Source organism: Parendozoicomonas sp. 209JJ7-1 (genome assembly GCF_058147085.1).
The window spans coordinates 94,014-110,521 of the sequence record NZ_JBYVJU010000010.1 but is presented as its reverse complement, the minus strand read 5'-3'; the positions used below and the strand labels follow the sequence as shown (position 1 = coordinate 110,521).

Annotated in this window: 13 protein-coding genes; 3 read left to right on the top strand and 10 right to left on the bottom strand. The window is 52.2% G+C overall.

Annotation, left to right across the window (positions count from 1 at the left end):
- Positions 1-2 precede the first annotated feature (2 nt).
- The 7 genes from ACY2RQ_RS11640 to ACY2RQ_RS11610 are packed head-to-tail and all read right to left on the bottom strand — an operon-like array spanning position 3 to position 6,330.
- Entirely contained in the window at positions 3-920 is a 918-nt protein-coding gene (locus ACY2RQ_RS11640; protein WP_490113145.1) for a type II secretion system F family protein, read from the bottom strand.
- Complete coding sequence (locus tag ACY2RQ_RS11635) at positions 917-2,221, bottom strand: TadA family conjugal transfer-associated ATPase (protein WP_490113144.1); 1,305 nt, start codon at positions 2,219-2,221, stop codon at positions 917-919. The genes ACY2RQ_RS11640 and ACY2RQ_RS11635 overlap by 4 nt, the downstream gene beginning before the upstream one ends.
- Complete coding sequence (locus ACY2RQ_RS11630; RefSeq protein ID WP_490113143.1) at positions 2,221-3,486, bottom strand: CpaE/TadZ family protein; 1,266 nt, start codon at positions 3,484-3,486, stop codon at positions 2,221-2,223. Before ACY2RQ_RS11630 ends, ACY2RQ_RS11635 begins: the two co-directional genes overlap by 1 nt.
- On the bottom strand, positions 3,483-4,847 hold the full coding sequence (locus ACY2RQ_RS11625) for a type II and III secretion system protein family protein (protein WP_490113142.1): 1,365 nt from the start codon (positions 4,845-4,847) through the stop codon (positions 3,483-3,485). The genes ACY2RQ_RS11630 and ACY2RQ_RS11625 overlap by 4 nt, the downstream gene beginning before the upstream one ends.
- Positions 4,848-4,851: 4 nt before the next feature.
- Positions 4,852-5,646 carry an SAF domain-containing protein gene (locus ACY2RQ_RS11620; protein WP_490113141.1) on the bottom strand — a complete coding sequence of 265 codons (795 nt, stop codon included), beginning with the start codon at positions 5,644-5,646 and terminating at the stop codon, positions 4,852-4,854.
- Between the two features lie 31 nt (positions 5,647-5,677).
- Complete coding sequence (locus ACY2RQ_RS11615; RefSeq protein WP_490113140.1) at positions 5,678-6,106, bottom strand: prepilin peptidase; 429 nt, start codon at positions 6,104-6,106, stop codon at positions 5,678-5,680.
- Positions 6,103-6,330: a Flp family type IVb pilin gene (locus ACY2RQ_RS11610; protein ID WP_490113139.1), complete on the bottom strand. Its 228-nt coding sequence runs from the start codon at positions 6,328-6,330 to the stop codon at positions 6,103-6,105. Before ACY2RQ_RS11610 ends, ACY2RQ_RS11615 begins: the two co-directional genes overlap by 4 nt.
- Positions 6,331-6,520: 190 nt before the next feature.
- On the opposite strand from ACY2RQ_RS11610, the gene ACY2RQ_RS11605 reads away from it, so the two are divergent.
- The 3 genes from ACY2RQ_RS11605 to ACY2RQ_RS11595 all read left to right on the top strand — a co-directional run bounded on the left by ACY2RQ_RS11605 (position 6,521) and on the right by ACY2RQ_RS11595 (position 12,667).
- Positions 6,521-8,593: an efflux RND transporter periplasmic adaptor subunit gene (locus ACY2RQ_RS11605; protein ID WP_490113138.1), complete on the top strand. Its 2,073-nt coding sequence runs from the start codon at positions 6,521-6,523 to the stop codon at positions 8,591-8,593.
- Complete coding sequence (locus tag ACY2RQ_RS11600; protein ID WP_490113137.1) at positions 8,590-11,670, top strand: efflux RND transporter permease subunit; 3,081 nt, start codon at positions 8,590-8,592, stop codon at positions 11,668-11,670. Before ACY2RQ_RS11605 ends, ACY2RQ_RS11600 begins: the two co-directional genes overlap by 4 nt.
- 79 nt (positions 11,671-11,749) lie before the next feature.
- Entirely contained in the window at positions 11,750-12,667 is a 918-nt protein-coding gene (locus ACY2RQ_RS11595; protein WP_490113136.1) for a helix-turn-helix domain-containing protein, read from the top strand.
- Positions 12,668-12,728: 61 nt separating this feature from the next.
- Here ACY2RQ_RS11595 and ACY2RQ_RS11590 read toward each other — a convergent pair whose 3' ends face one another.
- From ACY2RQ_RS11590 to ACY2RQ_RS11580, 3 genes are all read right to left on the bottom strand, one after another.
- A complete protein-coding gene (locus ACY2RQ_RS11590; protein ID WP_490113135.1) occupies positions 12,729-13,232 on the bottom strand; it encodes a hypothetical protein in 504 nt (167 codons plus the stop codon).
- A gap of 123 nt (positions 13,233-13,355) precedes the next feature.
- Positions 13,356-14,771, bottom strand: coding sequence for a DUF1501 domain-containing protein (locus tag ACY2RQ_RS11585; protein WP_490113134.1), 1,416 nt, complete (start codon positions 14,769-14,771; stop codon positions 13,356-13,358).
- Complete coding sequence (locus ACY2RQ_RS11580) at positions 14,768-16,480, bottom strand: DUF1800 domain-containing protein (protein ID WP_490113133.1); 1,713 nt, start codon at positions 16,478-16,480, stop codon at positions 14,768-14,770. Before ACY2RQ_RS11580 ends, ACY2RQ_RS11585 begins: the two co-directional genes overlap by 4 nt.
- Between the last annotated feature and the right edge of the window lie 28 nt (positions 16,481-16,508).

The following is a 16,508-nucleotide window of genomic DNA, read 5'->3' as shown; positions in this document are numbered from 1 at the left end:
CCCTATTCCTGCACCCGGCGCATCAGCAGCCAGATAATAAAACCACCCAGAAGTTCGCTGCTTGCCACGTAATAGAAGATGAACTGGCCGGCGGGGTCATACATCACAAAGTTGAAATCCACCGGGTTTATATATTTCATAAAAATCAGAAACAGCAGGGGAATGGCTGCCACGATCTTTGCGGACAGCCGGGCTTCCGCGGTCATGGAGGATTTCTTCTTCTCCAGAACCTGGCTGCTGAACATAACTTTGTCGAGGTTGCTGATAATGTTCTTAAGTTGTCCACCCCGGTTGATATTGGCTCGCAGAGCAATAATAAAGAACACGAACTGGGGATAAGGAAAACGCTGGCAGGACTTGAACAGTACGGCGTCTACCGGTTGCCCCATGCTTAACCTTTGGCCCATGCGTTTAAATTCCTGTCCCACCAGTCCGTCCAGGGAGTCCCCCACAAAGATAATGGCGTGCATCAGGCTTTCTCCGGAACTGATAGCGCCAGACAGCATGTTAAGAGCATCGGGAAAAAAGCGTTCAAAGGTTTTGTGTTGCCAAGTTCTCAGCCCCACGATTGTTGCGGTAAGAGTGATGGCTGTGACCGCAAGTAGAAGGATGACCAGCGACACCTGTTCAAAGGCCAGGTGCAGCCCCCATGTTGCAATAGGGATGAATCCGGCAAGCAGGGCCAGTTTCAATTCCAGCCTGTTCCCAAGGGCAACCTTTAAATTATCCAGTTCAAAACGCAGCCTGCTTACCAGTGACTGGTCTCTCAGGCTCATCATATTCACCGCGCTGGTCTGTTCTGAGCCGGAAGATATGGTTTCAGAAGCAGACTGTAACAGGAAACTGAGGGGTTGCTTCCGGGGCCAGAGGACAACCAGAAATATCAGCAACGCAAGGGAAATAAAAGCCAGCCAGATCATGCCCCGTCTTCCCTGAAAGCGTTGCCAAGCAGCTCTTCCATACCGAAGAACAGGGATTTTTTGGTCAGCACGGAGCGATTCATCAATCCTGCGCAGGAAAACTCGCCGGTTACGGTGTCTCCGGTCTGGTGTGGAGAAAGATCAAAGTGAAAAATCTCCTCCATCACCACGTTCTCCCCTTCAATGCCCATAACCTCACTGATACTCATAATTTTACGGTTTCCGTCGTGCAATCGGGAAACTTGGATAATCAGGTCAACGGCGCTGGCTATGTTGCGTCGAATAGATGTGATGGGCAGGTTGGGTACTGCCATCATTACCATGCTCTCCAGACGAGCCACGGCATCCCGTGGGGTATTGGCATGGAGGGTGGACATGGAACCGTCGTGGCCGGTATTCATGGCCTGCAGCATTTCAAAGGCTTCGGCTCCCCGGCACTCCCCGATAATAATTCTGTCCGGCCGCATCCGCAGGGCGTTGATGAGCAGATCCCTCTGGGAAATGATCCCGGTGTTCTCTGTACCCGCCGGGCGGGTTTCCATACGTACGACATGGGGCTGCTGAAGCTTCAGCTCTGCGGCGTCTTCAATGGTGAGGATACGTTCTGATTCGGAAATATGGCTGGAAAGGGCATTCAAAAGGGTGGTTTTTCCTGAACCCGTACCCCCGGAGACAAGAATATTCAAACGACAATGGGCGGAAATTGCCAGAACCCTCGCCATAGCCTGGGACAGGCTGCCAAAGTTCACCAGTTGTTTGAAATCAATGGTGCTGTTGCTGAACTTCCGAATGGAAATGGCCGCGCCATCCAGGGTTATGGGGGGAATGGCGATATTGACCCGACTGCCATCGGGTAGGCGGGCATCGCACAGGGGCATGGATTCATCCACCCGGCGTCCGGCATCTGCGGCAATGCGTCGGGCAATGGTCTGCAGCTGCAGATCATCAATAAAGGTGATATCGGTCAGGGCCAGTTTGCCCTGGCGCTCCACGTATACGCAGTGGGGTCCGTTCACCATAATGTCTGAGACTTCCGGGTCATCAATCAGGGGCTGGAGGGGGCCAAGGCCGGTCACTTCATGAACCAGTTTGCGGGCGAACTCGGCCTGGAGGGGTGGCGGCACCTGAATGGATTCTTTTTCCACAATGATTTCGATGGCACCGCGAATCTGACTGGTGAGGGTTTCAACCGGCAGATTCTGTACGGCTTCGGCATCCAGGGCATCCAGAATCCGTGTTCTCAGCTTCAGGAATAGTTCCTGAATGCTGTGGCTGGCATTTATCCGGGCACTGGAGAGCATCAGGCTTCACCTCTTGAGCGCAATGCTGTGAAGCTGTTGAGCATTCTTTGCACCAAAGATTGTTTCAGCTGGTTTTTACCCAGAATTTGTCGTGAAAGCTGCCGGAAGGGCTGCGCCATTCTGGAATTGCTGTCCCGGAAACTTTTGCCGGTGGTCAGATAATCTTCACAGGATGGATACCAGGGCAGTTCAATATCAATCGGCCTGTTCAGATATTGCTCAGTGCTTTTGCCATCAATATCGCTGGATGGCAGGTTGTTATTCAGCACCAGCAGAATACGGGGAGGCTTGCCGCATCGGGCAACCTGTTCCTGTAACTGCTCCAGTAACAGGCGGGTCTGGAACAGGCTGGAAAGAGTCGGGTTGACCATAACCACAATACAGTCCAGCAGTGGCAGTCGGGTTCCGGCAGTTATTAGAAAAGCGTCCCCTGTCGGATAGTCTTCAACGATGAAATTATTGTCACGTGTCAGGCTGACCAGGGCATCATAGGTGTAAGTCGCTGAACCACAATTAAGATAGTTCAGCCTGTCCCCTATTTTGACCAATAGACTGCTGGCTTGGATATATTCAACAGGCTGCCCTGCCGTATATTCTTCAGGCTCCGGATTGAGGTGCTGGCACAGGTCAGCTTTGCCCAGCATGATATGCATATTGCTGCCGGTGTAACCGTGGTCGGCAATAATCCCGGGTTGCCCGCTCTCTTCCGCGAGATTTCTGGCCAGTTCGGCGGCGGTCATGGTACAGCCGCTGCCCCCTTTGGCGGCGACAACGGCAATACCCATGGCTGTATGGGCGCTGCGGACAGCCTGAGTGTCTGTCTGGCCATGATGGAAAGTGCGCAGAATATCCACAATATCCTGACAGGTAGCTGGCCAGAGCAGGTAGTGGAAACCCAGATGATTCAGCTGGCGAACTGTGCTTATGCGGTCATCGGAACCAATAAATACAATCCGGGTGTGGCTGGCAGTCAACCGACCAAGCGCTTTGAGTTGCTCGGACTGTTCTTCAGACACAAAATTTTCGTTAGCTTCAACAAATACAATTGATACCGTAGTTCCGGCAATGCTGTCGGCCAGCATGTCCGGAATATACTTCTGCCCGTCCGGGCAGGGCATACCTTCGTATCGGAGGGCTTCCTGCAGAAGATGAAGGCATGCATCGTTCTGATACAGAATAAAGACGTCGTCTTTACCGTGGACTGTGCTGCTTTGTTGGGTTTTAAGTGCGGTAATATCTCCAAAATCAAGCATTGGATTACTCATTCTTTGAACCCTCCGGTCATCATAATCTCCTGGGCCTGGCTGGCGACGGATGCCTGTTCCTTATGCAAATCCAGGTTGAAAAAGCGCAGCAGGGTGTCTGTGCGGTTCATATGGGGCAGTTGAACGACACCGGTTGGAACCGGTTTCACCAGATTGACCGTCGCGACAATAATCAGTTCTGTTTTCCGGCGCTGGTTGTCAGTATGGCGGAAAGCTGCTCCCAGAATGGGGATGTCACCGATCAGGGGGATTTTGGAGAGGGCTTCCCGGTCTTCGGAGCTGATCAGACCTCCAAGAACAAAGCTTTCTCCATCAGCCAGTTGAATGGTGGTGCGGGTTCTGCGGGTTTTAAATGCGGGTATGCCGGTTCTGGTATTGCTGTTGCTAACGTCGATGGAGCTGACTTCCGGCTCCAGGGACAGATTAATCGTGTCGTTTTTCATGACTTTGGCAGCCAGGGTCAGGCGCACCCCGAACTCTTTGTAATGAATATTCTGGGAACGATCTACATAGGTGACGATAGGCATCTCACCACCGGCCAGAAATGAGGCTGTTTCACCGGACAAAACAGAAAGATTGGGTTCTGCCAGGATCTGCCCCATAGCATCGTCATCGGCGGCACTGATATAACGGGCAATTGTGCTGGAGCTGAAATGGCCGAGGCGGTTGTAGAACTGTCCACCGCCGAGGAATACCGCGCTGGCCCCACTGCCGATTTCCGTGCCGAACTTCACACCTATCTGGCGAATAAATGAGTGGGAAACTTCGGCAACGGTCAACTTCACGTTAATTTGCTTGATCACGCTGATCTGCAGGTTGTTAACCAAGCCTTCGTAGGTACGCCGGGTAAGAAAACGGATGGGGTCTTTGTCCATTGAGCCGTCTTTCCAGCCGACTTTGTCTTCCGTAACCTTTTTGCCCAGCAGCTCCCCGGCCAGATTGTAGATATCCTGGCTGACTTCTTCAGAAGACACTGTGCCATTCAACACCGCTTGCTCCCCGATATTGGTCAGCTGAATTTCGCTGTCGGGGAAACGCATATTCAACTGCTGGCGGACAGTTGTCAGGCTGCGGGTTACTATCAGCGTTTTTCTGTCGATGGCTTCGCCGCTGGCATCCATAACCAGCAGGGAAGTGCGTCCGATACCTTTACCATAAACGACCAGCTGCGTGTTATTGATAACCTTGTAATCAGCGATATCCGGGTCTGCGATAAACACGGTATCAACAGGGGTTTTATAAACCAACGGTGAAGCTTCGCTGATATCCAGATACAGGGGTTCTGCGCCCTGGCAGATCAAGGTAAAAGAATAGAGAGCCAGAGCTGTCAGCGCCTTTGTCGCTGTTGTTGTATATCCCATAACGCTACCTGCCTGGCTGGTTCCTGTTGGCGGATGTGTTGCCCCGGAGCTCAGTCACACTGGCAACCAGAGGGAGAACCTTGCGAAGCCGCGCTGCTTTAACAGGCTGGTTGGTAGAGCGGGTGACATCCAGAAAGCCGACATGTCTGGCCATCATAAGCTGGGTGGCTTCCTGGGACGTAAGAGCCAGGGTCAGTGTTTGTAATTCATCGTCATTCCAGGATGGGCCGGGGAAAGATAACTCCAGCACTTTTTTTCCGGTCAGCAGAGGTGTTGCGCTGATATCTTTGTAACTGCCCATTAGCTGCTGGCTGGTCAGGTTCTTTTCGGGAACAGAGATAAGGGTTACGTCAACCTTATCGCCGGGCAACAGAGGAATACGCAGCTGGTTCTTTTTCTCAAAAGAGATTGCGTAGGGAACAGTATCCTGTTCGTAAAGGAGTTCCCCATAGCCAGGTTCATTCGGGGTTAACAGATTATAACGGGTAAGTACCGTGCCCTTGGCAATATCCTTTATGGCGAGAGCTCCCTCAGGCAGAGCATCAGCCTGTTTCCCGGTTATGCCGTGTGATTCCGCTTCTTCACGGGACATTGTCTGGAAGGTGATATCAGTTAACGACACCCGTTCCCCCTTTTGCAGCGCACGATTGGCGACAAGTACAGAGATTCGTGGAGATTCTGAAGAATCGGGTGCTTGCGCATCTTCAGAACTTTCACTGGTGAGCAGGCCAAATAATCCGACGGTGGTTAAAATAAAAGCGGCAGACAATAACCACCGACGATCTATAGAAAGATTCATTCACTGTCACCCGTGTTTCTCTGTTTCTGATTTATACAAACAGCGTTAAAAACACCCCGGTAAGCCCGGCAATGCCAATGGGAATTCCATAGGGCAAACCACGGCAGCGCACTTCTGGCAGACATTTAAATGCCCAGCCGTACCCCAGATACATCAAAGCCATAAACCCGCCGCTTATGGCCATAGTGAAAAATACCTCCGGCCACCATCGGGTGTGAATTCCCGTCAGAAAAGCCAGTGCCAGTTTGATATCTCCCCCGGCAAGAAAACGACAGGCGAATAAAATACAGCCAGTTATCAAAGCCATCAGCCAGGGAAGAAGGGAAAAAGCAGTGCCATTAGTCGCAATAAGCGACAGCAATGCGATCACCCCTGTAAGGGTATTGCTGATAAAGCGCTTCTTCCCGTCGGACCAGAAGATATATCCGGCCATAACGGGGAGAAGAATCTCAGCCATCATTTTGTGAAGCCGGAAATCTGGCTCGACAGTTTCGACATGGCACCTTTCAAAGCGCCTTTCAGTGAATCTTCTCCATCTCCGGAAAAGACAGTGACCACAATGCCGGCAATAGCCACGGCAACCAGGGCATATTCAATGGCTGTTACCCCTTTCTGGTCTTGAATCAGTGAATCAAGGAACAGCTCACTCTTTACGTACAGGGACGTTATCTTCTCGCTTAACATTCGCTTAACTCCACGCTTTTTGTGATAGCGCTCTTTTGATAGTGTCCAGCCGGTTTAGTTCGTTGATTTTTGTTTTCTGTGTAAGGAATTGTTGTTTTTCAAAGGGAAATGGGAATCAGCAAGCAGGGAAACGTTTTTCATTCAGCTCTTGATTAAGGTGACAATTACGACAACGTAATGGGGGAATGTTGTGAATCTGGTCGGTGCGTTTGGTCTTATGCAGATTCTGCGGGTGTTCAGGTTGCAGATTACCGTAACCTGGCTATTGGTGGCCCTGGAGAATATCTGTCTGGCCCTTATCCCTCTTTTAATAGGTTTTACCATCGACGGTCTGCTGGCCGGAAACTACGAAAAATTGTTTATTCTCGCGGCTGTGCTGGTGATCCTGACCCTGATTATGGTTGTACGACGTATTTACGATACCCGGGCCTACGGCAGCATTCGTGTTGCCCTGGGGCTGGAGGTGGATAAACGTCATCAGCAGGAGCCGGTTTCTACCCGCAATGCCCGGCTGGATATGGCCCGGGAGCTGGTTGATTTTCTGGAAGAGCAGGTTCCGGAAGTACTGACAGCCTTTATCCAGATCATTGTTGCTCTGGTTATCTTATTAACATTTCACTGGATGCTGTCTGTGTCGGCCATGGCTATGGGCCTGGGCATGCTGGTGATTTACTCGCTGTTCCATAATCGCTTTTACCGGCTGAACTCGGTTTTTAATGCCCAGATGGAAGGACAGGTTCATATATTGGGTGCCGGTGGCCGGAAAGGCCTGACTGCACATCTTCGCGCCCTCAGGGGGCATGAAGTTCAGTTATCCGATACAGAAGCCATTGTCTATGGCCTGATATTCCTGATGGCCATTGGTTTTATTCTGTTCAACCTTGCCTGCTGTGCTGATCTGCCGGATATGACCGCAGGTACGATTTTCTCAATCGTGACCTACTCCTGGGAGTTCGTTGAGTCAGCCATCATGCTGCCCATAGTGCTGCAGAGCATTACCCGCCTGACAGAAATCTCCGCACGTTTAAACGGCAGTGATACTGTTGTGAAAAGCGAGCATGTGGGAAGCGAATCTGTGGAAAAGATGGATGAAAACGGCTCTGCGGATAACGGACAGGACGTTTCCCGGGGCAGGCCGGAACTCTGGCTAAGCGTCTCTGGAATTGTATTTGCCCTTGTGGTGGGCTGGTTGATTTTTGGGGAAGACAACCGTGTTACCCAGGATACCAGGCCTCCGTCTCTGCTTCCTGTCTCTGTGGTGGAACTTTCCCCGGATACCCGGCAGCTGACTGTTACATCAACAGGTGTCACGGAAGCCCGCTGGCCGACATCGGTTGTGGCGGCTGTTTCCGGAAGGGTTGAAGAACTGAAAGCAAACTTTGAACCCGGAGAGCTAGTCAGCAAAGGTCAGCTGATAGCCAGCTTGCAGGCGGTCAGTTACCAGGCGGAAGTTGATGCCGCTGCCAGCCGTCTGGCGGAGGCAAAGAAGAACCTTGCCAGGGCGCTGCACGAGCAGACTGTAGCTTTGAGCACCAGCTCACGGCTGCAAACCCCCTATGCCCGCCATGAACCACAGGTGGAAGCCGCCCGCCTTGAGGAACGGGCTGCTGCCAGCGCTTTGGCTGATGCTCAACAAAGGCTGGAGGATACTCAGGTTCTGGCCCCCTTCCCGGCCATTATTCTGTCCCGCAAAGCCACTCCCGGCCAGTGGGTGCAGGCCGGGGAACAGTTATTTGATGTGGCGTCCAGTGACTCTGTAGATGTACGTGTGGAGCTGTCGGCCACGCTCTGGCAACGGCTGGGTGATGTGAAACAGGGCATGGAGGCCACCATTAAAACTCACGCTGGTGACAGCTGGCCGGCCACTGTTCGTTATCTCAGTCCTGTACGAGACGAGAAAACCCGTCAGCGCAGCCTGGTGCTGAAAGTGGATAACCCATACCAGAAGGCCGTGCAGCTACTGCCGGACCAGCAGGTCAATGCAGTGTTCTCCGGTAAACAACTGACGTCTGTCTTTGAAGCGCCTGCTTCAGTGCTGACGGAAGACGGCAGGGTCTGGACAGTGGACGGCAATGATCAGCTGCTGCTGACTAACGTTGAGCGGCTTTATGAGAGCGTGGATAAGGTCTGGATACGTTTTCCAGATAATTCAGAACAGTCTCGCAGGCTGGTGCTGTATCCCCTTGGCTCTATGCTGGAAGGGCAGCAGGTTCGCCCTGAGTTTGAGGGGGAAAAGACTGAGCAGAGCGGGGATAAACAATGAAGTGGCTGACGGGATGGTTTCTGGATAATCCTGTAGCCGCAAACCTGCTGATGGTTATGATTCTTGCAGGTGGTGTGCTGTCGTTTAATACCCTGCGGGTGGAGAGCTTTCCTCAACTTCCGCCTTCCCAGCTGGTGATTTCTGTCTCTTATCCGGGCGGTACAGCCCGACAGGTGGATGAAAGTATTACCCAGCGAGTGGAAGATGCCATCAGCTCCATTGCCGGAGTGAGCCGTATCTCCAGTGAATCTTCACGGGGGCTGTCCACTGTTCGGGTCAAGAAAACCGCTGATGCCAGTCTGAATCGCCTGCTGGAAGATGTACGCAATCAGGTGAACAGTATCGCCAGCTTTCCTGACCAGGCTGAACGGCCCCTGATTTATCGGGATGAATTCACCAATCTGGCCATGTTTGTGATGGTGGCTGGTGATGTCAGTGATGATGTATTGCAGAAGTCCGCTACCCGTGTGGAGCAGGCCCTGAAAAAACATTCGGCCATTTCCAAAGTCAGTAATCTGGGTAAACGACAGCCTCAGTTAGTGATTGAGCCTGACCCGGACCAGCTTCAGCGTTACGGATTGAACATCAGCGATCTTGCCGCCCAGGTGAATGAATGGTCTCTGGAATATCGCAGCGGTGAGCTGAAAACTGCCCAGGGCAATCTGGTTCTCCGTGGGGATGGCTACGCCAATAACCTCGTTGAACTGAGGGCATTGCCGGTGGTGAACACAGGCAACAGTACGGTCACCCTAGGGCAGGTTGCCAGGGTTGCTCGAGGCTTTTCGGATGATGACTCCGTCGTGCGCTTCCAGGGCAAGCCTGCTATTGCCATGATGGTTTCAACCAGCCAGAAGGATAACCTGTTTAAGGTACGTGAGGCGGTTGGGGACGTTCTTGGGGATATTCAACCCCTGATGCCCGTGGCCATTGAGCTGGATGTGATGGCGGACATGACGCCCTATATCAAAGACCAGCTTAATCTTCTCGGTACCAATGCCTGGCAGGGACTGTTGATTATTCTGGTTATTCTTGGCCTTTTTCTGGAAGTAAAACTGGCTTTCTGGGTGGCCGTAGGTATTCCGGTTTCCCTGGCCGGGGCTTTGGCGCTTATGCCCGGACTGAACTACAGCATTAACGATATAACTCTGTTCGGTATGATTCTGGTGCTGGGAATACTGGTAGATGATGCAGTTGTGGTAGGGGAAAGTATTCACACAGCACGGGGAAAAATTGCTGATCCGAGAAAAGCCGCCCGTTCAGGTGTGGAAGCTGTTGCCGTAGCGACAACCTACGGTGTGTTAACGACCATTGCCGCTTTCTCTCCCATGTTGTGGATAAAAAACGAGCTGGCCCAGGTATTGGCCGGTTTTTCTGTTGTGGTGATTCTGGCTCTGGTTTTCTCGTTAATTGAGAGCAAGTTTATTCTGCCAACTCACCTTGCTATGAGCCATGACTCTGGCGAGAACACCAAAGCAGGCCGTTGGCTGAAACAGCTGCGTGAATATTGTATCGGAGGTTTGGAGCTGTTTTCCGAACGTGTTTACCAGCCGGTTCTGCGTTTCTCCCTGCACAATAAACCTGCTGTTCTGATGCTGTTTGTTTCCATGATGGTGCTGGCCTACGGCATGATCTTCAAAGGAACTATCCGCAGTGCCTTCTTCCCGGAAATTCCTGGTCGTTATATGCAGGTTAAAATATATATGGATCAGGATGCTCCGCTGGAACTGACCCGTAAAAATGCTGTAAGACTGGAACAGGCTTTGAACAATGTACAGCAGAGCTTGCAGGAGCAGTATGACCTGGAACAGCCCCCGGTCACACGGCAGCTGGTTTCGGTGGATGGTGCCTATGAAATTGAAATAACCGCTGAACTTTCCTCGGAAGCTTTAAGCAAAATTCCTGGCTGGACTCTGCTGCGGGCCTGGGAAAAAGAAACGGGAACACTGGAGGGCAGTTACTCAACCAGCTTCTCCTCGGGGGAAGAGCTGGGAGGCGGAACCTCTATCGCGATTTCTGCCCCGGACCGGGAAATGGCACGAAGGGTATCCCAAGCCCTGCGGACTGAGCTGGAAACCTTTCCGGGCGTAAATAATGTTTACGATGACAGTCAGGGCGGCCAGCGCCAGTTATTGCTGACGGTCAATGACCGTGGTCGTCAGCTGGGCCTGACCCAGAGGCAACTGGCAACCCTTGTGGGTGGCGCATACGGTAGCATGGAAGTTTATCGGCTGCTGGAGAAAGGTGAAGAAACAAAGGTTCAGATTCGTTTTCCGGATGACCTGCGTCGCAATCAGGAACAGCTGATGGAAACCCCAATTCTTTTGGGTGATAGCAGTTATGCCCGCCTTGGAGATGTGGCTGAAGTGACGTCAGAGCGTGAGCCGGAAGTGCTTTATCGCCGTAACCGGGAAGAAGTGGTGACCGTAAGCTGGCGGCAGAACCGCAGTGAAATGTCTCCGGAAGAGGTCTGGCAGGAACTCCAGAACGAGGTGGTGCCCAGGCTTGAGCAGACTTGGCCGGGAGCCTCTATTCGTGCCGTTGGCGAGTTTGAGGACATCAGTGAAGTACAGACAGGTTTTCGCAAGGCTCTGCTGCTGACACTGCTGCTCATTTATATTCTTATGGCGGTGCCCCTTAAGTCTTACTGGCAGCCAATCATCATTATGTCGGTGATTCCCTTTGGCTTTGCCGGGGCGGTATTTGGCCATGGTCTTATGGGGCTGCCGGTCAGTATGCTGTCCCTGTTTGGCATGATGGCCATGACTGGAGTAGTGGTAAACGATTCTCTGGTGCTGATGACCCGGTTTAATGATTTGTACCGGGAAGGTATGCCGGTGAAGCAGGCACTGCTGGAAGCCGGTCGCAGTCGTTTACGGGCAATATTCCTGACCACGGTCACAACGGTATTTGGACTATTGCCTTTGTTGAGTGAAACCTCAGAGCAGGCGCAATACCTTAAGCCAGCGGCTGTTTCCCTGGTATTTGGTGAGCTGTTTGCGACACCGATAACCCTGATTCTGATTCCCGTACTGCTGGCCTTTGGCCGCTATCGCCAGCCAACGGTTAAGTCTGAATGACGGCGTGCAATGCCGGAGCGGGCTGATATACGTATACTCTGTATTGTCGCCAGTGGAGAAGTAGCAGGGAAGATGCAATATGGCTGAAGTCCGTCCGGTTAACCTTGTACCAGAAGAACGCTTGATTGAGGTGCTTTCTCCCCACTGGAGAGAGCGCTTTGAGCGGGCGCTGACGTTTATTCTGGAAAACCTGGATAAAACGCCTTTCCCTTCCTGGGATGAAGTCGCTAAGCAAAGTGCTGTTTCCCCTTACCATTTTCACAGAATGTTCCGGGCGATCTTTAAGGAAACTCCAGGGCAGTATGTGCGGCGCAGTCGCCTGCAGATAGCAACTTATTACCTGCTGGCCAGTAAAGATATGAGCGTTACGGATATTGCTCTGGAATGCGGTTTTTCCTCTTCACAGGCCCTTGCCAAAGCCCTGAAACGGGATTTGGGCAGTACTGCCAGAGACATTCGGGCTTTACGGCAGGGGAATTCAATAGAAGCTGTTGACGGTCTCTTTCACAAGCTTGGGCATCCCTCTGAGAACAGTGATAACTGCATGGAAAGCGACCTGCTTGCCAGTCTGGAGTTTCATGTCGGAGAACTGCCCGATATACACCTGAAAGGTGAATATGTGACTCCACCTGATGAACAGCTTATTGAAGAGGCTTACTACAGGCAGGATCACACGGTGACAAAAGAGCTGTATATCGTTACCACAGCTGAGGAAGAAGAGAAAAACATCGATGACCAGACAGTGTTTGTCGGGGTGCCGGTCATCGGAGAGAGTGCAGGGAATAAGAGTTATCCCGGTGGAACATTCCTGTATTGCCGAATACTGACGGGGAGTGAAACAGCGTACTTTGGAGCCTGGGATGCTATCTTTACCTACATGGTGAAAGAAGGCCTTGAACCTGCCGAAGATGGCTTTGGAATAGATATTTTCCATAATGCCGCAGAGTTCCTGACAGCACCTTCTGACATGACACTGGGCTTAAAACTGAAAACCTGAACCAAACGAAAAAGCCCCGAAACCGGGGCTTTTTTACAGGCTGGCTGCAGAAACTTACAGCTTAGAACTGCTTGGTCTGCACCAGATCAATAATTTTCAGGGCACCATCAACCTTTTCCAGAGTGAAAATATCGGCGCTCTTGATCTCGCCTTTCCAGGGAGTGCCTTTATAGTCCATCTCGTAAACGATGGTCTCTTCAGCTTTCACTTCAAAGCCAGTACCCTTCCTGGACACAGACAGGATTTCGCTGGACTGGCCCAGCTGTCTGTAACCCGGCAGCGCATCGTTATTTGACAGCAGAGCAGGATCGATAACCTCTTTCAGTTCAGCGAGAGAGAATTCGGTGGTTTCATCGGGCTGGCCATAGCCGTATTTCCAAGTGGACTTGAAGCTTGCCATGGGATCAAACACTTTTTCCAGTGCGGGCATATCCAAGGATCTGGCGTGACGATAATAGTTATTTACAACTGTCTTCGCTTCATCTTCAGATGCCTGTACAAATGCGCCGGCACACAGGATCAGGGGGAAGAGCAGGATAACTTTCCAGTGGGCAAGACTTTTCATTGCGTGTCCCTTCTCTTTTTTCATCCTCAGGGGATGTATTTTTCTTAATCGGCAAGTCACGCCTGCCTTTCTAGCAAATTCCTGCCGCTATTGTACGACAGGAGCTGGATTCAAATACACAGGTCAGCTGCTGATAACTCCAAGGGGCTGGTATCCGTTGTCGCCTTTGTAGAAGTTCTCTATGTTGGGGAACAGGGCCGGAAGGTCGGCTTTGCTCGCGCCAAACCACAGAGCCAGCTCAGCATAGAGCTCGTCAGTGGCGGTTGTGGGAATCAGTACACCGTCACCAACATCCAGTTCATTACCCAGATTCAGAGACGGATATTGACCAAATACCTGGCCACCTTCTACTGGATCACCCATTACCAGAGTGTTGCCACCCCAGCCGTGGTCGGTGCCGTTGCCGTTGGAAGTCAGGGTACGGCCGAAGTCGGAACCGGTAAAGGTAACAACCTTGTCGGCAATGTCCATATCATCCAGAGCGTTCTGGAACTCGCCCAGGGCCTGGCTGACAACTTTCAGCATACGGGCATGGTTGTTCAGCAGCTCATCGTGGTGATCCCAGCCGATGTAACGGACAAAGAATGTCTGCTGGGGCAGGTCCAGCTTCTCGGAAGCCTTGATGGTACGGGCAACCATTTCCAGCTGACGGGACAGCGGAGTGTCGGAAAAACGGGTAGTGCTTCCCACACGCTTCAGGGCTTTGCTGAACTTCTCGTGCTGAGTCTGGGACTGAGCAGTGAAAGAGGCAAAGGTCTGCTTGAACGGATCGTCGTAACTCTTGCCCAGAATCCGGTCGATACTGCGCTGGAGAATCCGGTCAAACTCAGAGTTCTGGTCTTTAAAGATCATACCGACACTGCCTTTGTCGGTAATGGCGTAGCTGGTGTCTTTGGCACCGTCCTGCATAATGTTGCTGCCCGCCATGGAGATATTCATGGGAATATCGCCGACGGCACGGTTGGGCTGCAGGCTGTCGGCAAAGGCACCGAACCAGCCACGGTTTACCCGCTCACCGGGGCGGGAGGTTTGCCAGTGACGGAACTGGTCTGCGTGGGACAGCAGACCGACCGGCAGACGGGCACTGTTGGCGTAGAACTGGTCTTTGCGAACCGGTTCTACCAGGGGGCCGATATTGGCAACAAACGACAACTTCTTGTCATTAAACAGCTTCTGAACTTCCGGCATGGATGGGTGCAGTCCGAATGTACGGCCATCGTCGTCGGAGAAACCATTAAGGGACAGCAGATCGTCTTTTTTATGTGCCAGGTTGCTGCGGGACTTATTGTACTGGTTGTAGTGCTTGCTGGAGGTAGGCACCAGCATGTTGTAACTGTCGTTACCGCCATCCAGCATCAGGAAAACCATGGCGCGGTCCTGACGACGGATATTCAGCGGAGCGCCTGTTTTGCTGTCACGCAGCAGTTCGGCGCCAGACAACCCGGACATAAACAGGCCGGAGCTTGCCATGGCGATACCTGTGTTTCTCAGAAAGCTCCGACGGGAGAGCTCTTTCTCACTGAAATGCTTCTTGCTCATGCTGCTCCCTCCTGAACGGCGAACTGCGGTGAAATGGCGATCATAAAGGCGACGGTCTGCACTACCCATTTGGATTCACTGGGGTAGTTTCTGATGGCGGCTTTAATTTCCCGCTTTACATCACACTGTTTGGTTCCGTTAAGGATGAGGCTGACCCGTTCAATCAGGTCATCGAATTTCTGGCGGCGGGCAAGTACCAGTTCTTCAGAGAAGTTGAGGTAGAGCGCGTCCTGTTTGTTCTCAAACAGCACGTCCGGGTCCAGCTCCGGCACGTTCTTGACAGAACTGCTGATCTGGGTGCTGACCACTGGGTAGTACTCACCAAAGAACCAGCTGTACATTGTGTTGATAAAGGCGACAGAGGTTGACGAGTTGTGCAGTTCAAACTCGGGAGCGACCTTCCCTTCGTTGGCGAGGGAGCCGTGGGGGCTGTAATCCGGTTTGTAGAAGTTGAATACTGTGGGAGACGCCATGGGGTGCTGGGACAGCTGCTCCTTTATGTCGTCCCCAGTGAGCCACAGTTTGTCGGATGCGTTGTTCACGTTAAAGGCCCGCAGCAGCTGGGTTACACGCAGTACCGGAGACTTCAGTTTTTTCGGATTCCTGGCTTCCGGGTGGGTGAGAATCTCACGAATCACGGCCTTCATATCACCGTTTTCACCCCACTTGGAAGCAACGGCTTCAACATAGGCGGGGGACGGGTTGGAAGTTACCAGCTGCTGGATCAGCTTGTGGGCGATATAAGGCGCGGTACTGGGGTGGGAAACCAGCGCGTTAACGACCTTACGGATATCTTTCTTGCCAGATTGGCGGGCAGGAATCTTGATATAGCCCTTAAGCAGCTTCTTGGCACCACGGTCATGGAACTTCTCGTCCACAACCATCGGGTTTACCATATCGACAAAGGGGATGCTCTTGTAGTTTTTGGCGACCCCATCATCAAAGGAGATTTTCTCACCGCTCCAGGGGAAGTAGTCTGTATCCCATTCGTACAGGTAGCTGCGGGCTTTCAGGCCGGTGAATACCCGAGCCAGCTCTTTTATATCCCGGTTGTCATAGGTGGGAATATCGTTGCCGTTGGCGTCTTTCTTGCGGGTACCGTCCATATTCAGTTCAAAAAGACCGATACTGAACAGCTGCATGATCTCCCGTGCATAGTTTTCGTCCGGGTGAATATTGCGGGACGGGTCTGCCTTACGGTTGTTCAAGTGAGACAGGTAAACGCCCATGGTCGGGTGCAGGGACACGTCATACAGAATGTCGGTGTAGTTACCGAAGGCATTGGTATAGAGAATATCGTAGAAGCTGGCCATGCCCACTGCATCCAGTTCCAGCTGGGAGTTCTCGGAAATAACCAGAATCTCACTCAGGGCCTGGGCCACACGATGGCGAAGCAGGTTCTCGGTGTTGGGGGACAGGGCCTTGTCCCACCAGGCCATGCGGAAGTACCACTGGTAAGGCAGGGCCGGGTTGTTACCGTCACCGTTCAGGGTGCTCTCGCCATGGGCCTTGATCAGGCGTTTTTTGAAAGACTGCCAGATATCGCTGGTTTTTTTCTGGAAACGGTCATCGGAGTCAAGGGAGTCGTTCAGCTGTTCATCCAGCCATGATGAAATGCCCTGATCGGCCACTTTACCTATGGTGTTGTAGTCAGCCCCGAGGGTTGCCTGCATCAGGAAACGGGAGGCTTCCTGTCGTGTATCTGCCACTACTTCTTCTCCTGGTTTGCCTTGCGAC

What these genes read in the sequence shown, in the direction of transcription:
- ACY2RQ_RS11640 (WP_490113145.1), bottom strand. Translation starts at nt 920, where the DNA reads ATGATCTGGCTGGCTTTTATTTCCCTTGCGTTGCTGATATTTCTGGTT.
- ACY2RQ_RS11635 (WP_490113144.1), bottom strand. Translation starts at nt 2,221, where the DNA reads ATGCTCTCCAGTGCCCGGATAAATGCCAGCCACAGCATTCAGGAACTA.
- ACY2RQ_RS11630 (WP_490113143.1), bottom strand. Translation starts at nt 3,486, where the DNA reads ATGAGTAATCCAATGCTTGATTTTGGAGATATTACCGCACTTAAAACC.
- ACY2RQ_RS11625 (WP_490113142.1), bottom strand. Translation starts at nt 4,847, where the DNA reads ATGGGATATACAACAACAGCGACAAAGGCGCTGACAGCTCTGGCTCTC.
- ACY2RQ_RS11620 (WP_490113141.1), bottom strand. Translation starts at nt 5,646, where the DNA reads ATGAATCTTTCTATAGATCGTCGGTGGTTATTGTCTGCCGCTTTTATT.
- ACY2RQ_RS11615 (WP_490113140.1), bottom strand. Translation starts at nt 6,106, where the DNA reads ATGATGGCTGAGATTCTTCTCCCCGTTATGGCCGGATATATCTTCTGG.
- ACY2RQ_RS11610 (WP_490113139.1), bottom strand. Translation starts at nt 6,330, where the DNA reads ATGTTAAGCGAGAAGATAACGTCCCTGTACGTAAAGAGTGAGCTGTTC.
- ACY2RQ_RS11600 (WP_490113137.1), top strand. Translation starts at nt 8,590, where the DNA reads ATGAAGTGGCTGACGGGATGGTTTCTGGATAATCCTGTAGCCGCAAAC.
- ACY2RQ_RS11595 (WP_490113136.1), top strand. Translation starts at nt 11,750, where the DNA reads ATGGCTGAAGTCCGTCCGGTTAACCTTGTACCAGAAGAACGCTTGATT.
- ACY2RQ_RS11590 (WP_490113135.1), bottom strand. Translation starts at nt 13,232, where the DNA reads ATGAAAAGTCTTGCCCACTGGAAAGTTATCCTGCTCTTCCCCCTGATC.
- ACY2RQ_RS11585 (WP_490113134.1), bottom strand. Translation starts at nt 14,771, where the DNA reads ATGAGCAAGAAGCATTTCAGTGAGAAAGAGCTCTCCCGTCGGAGCTTT.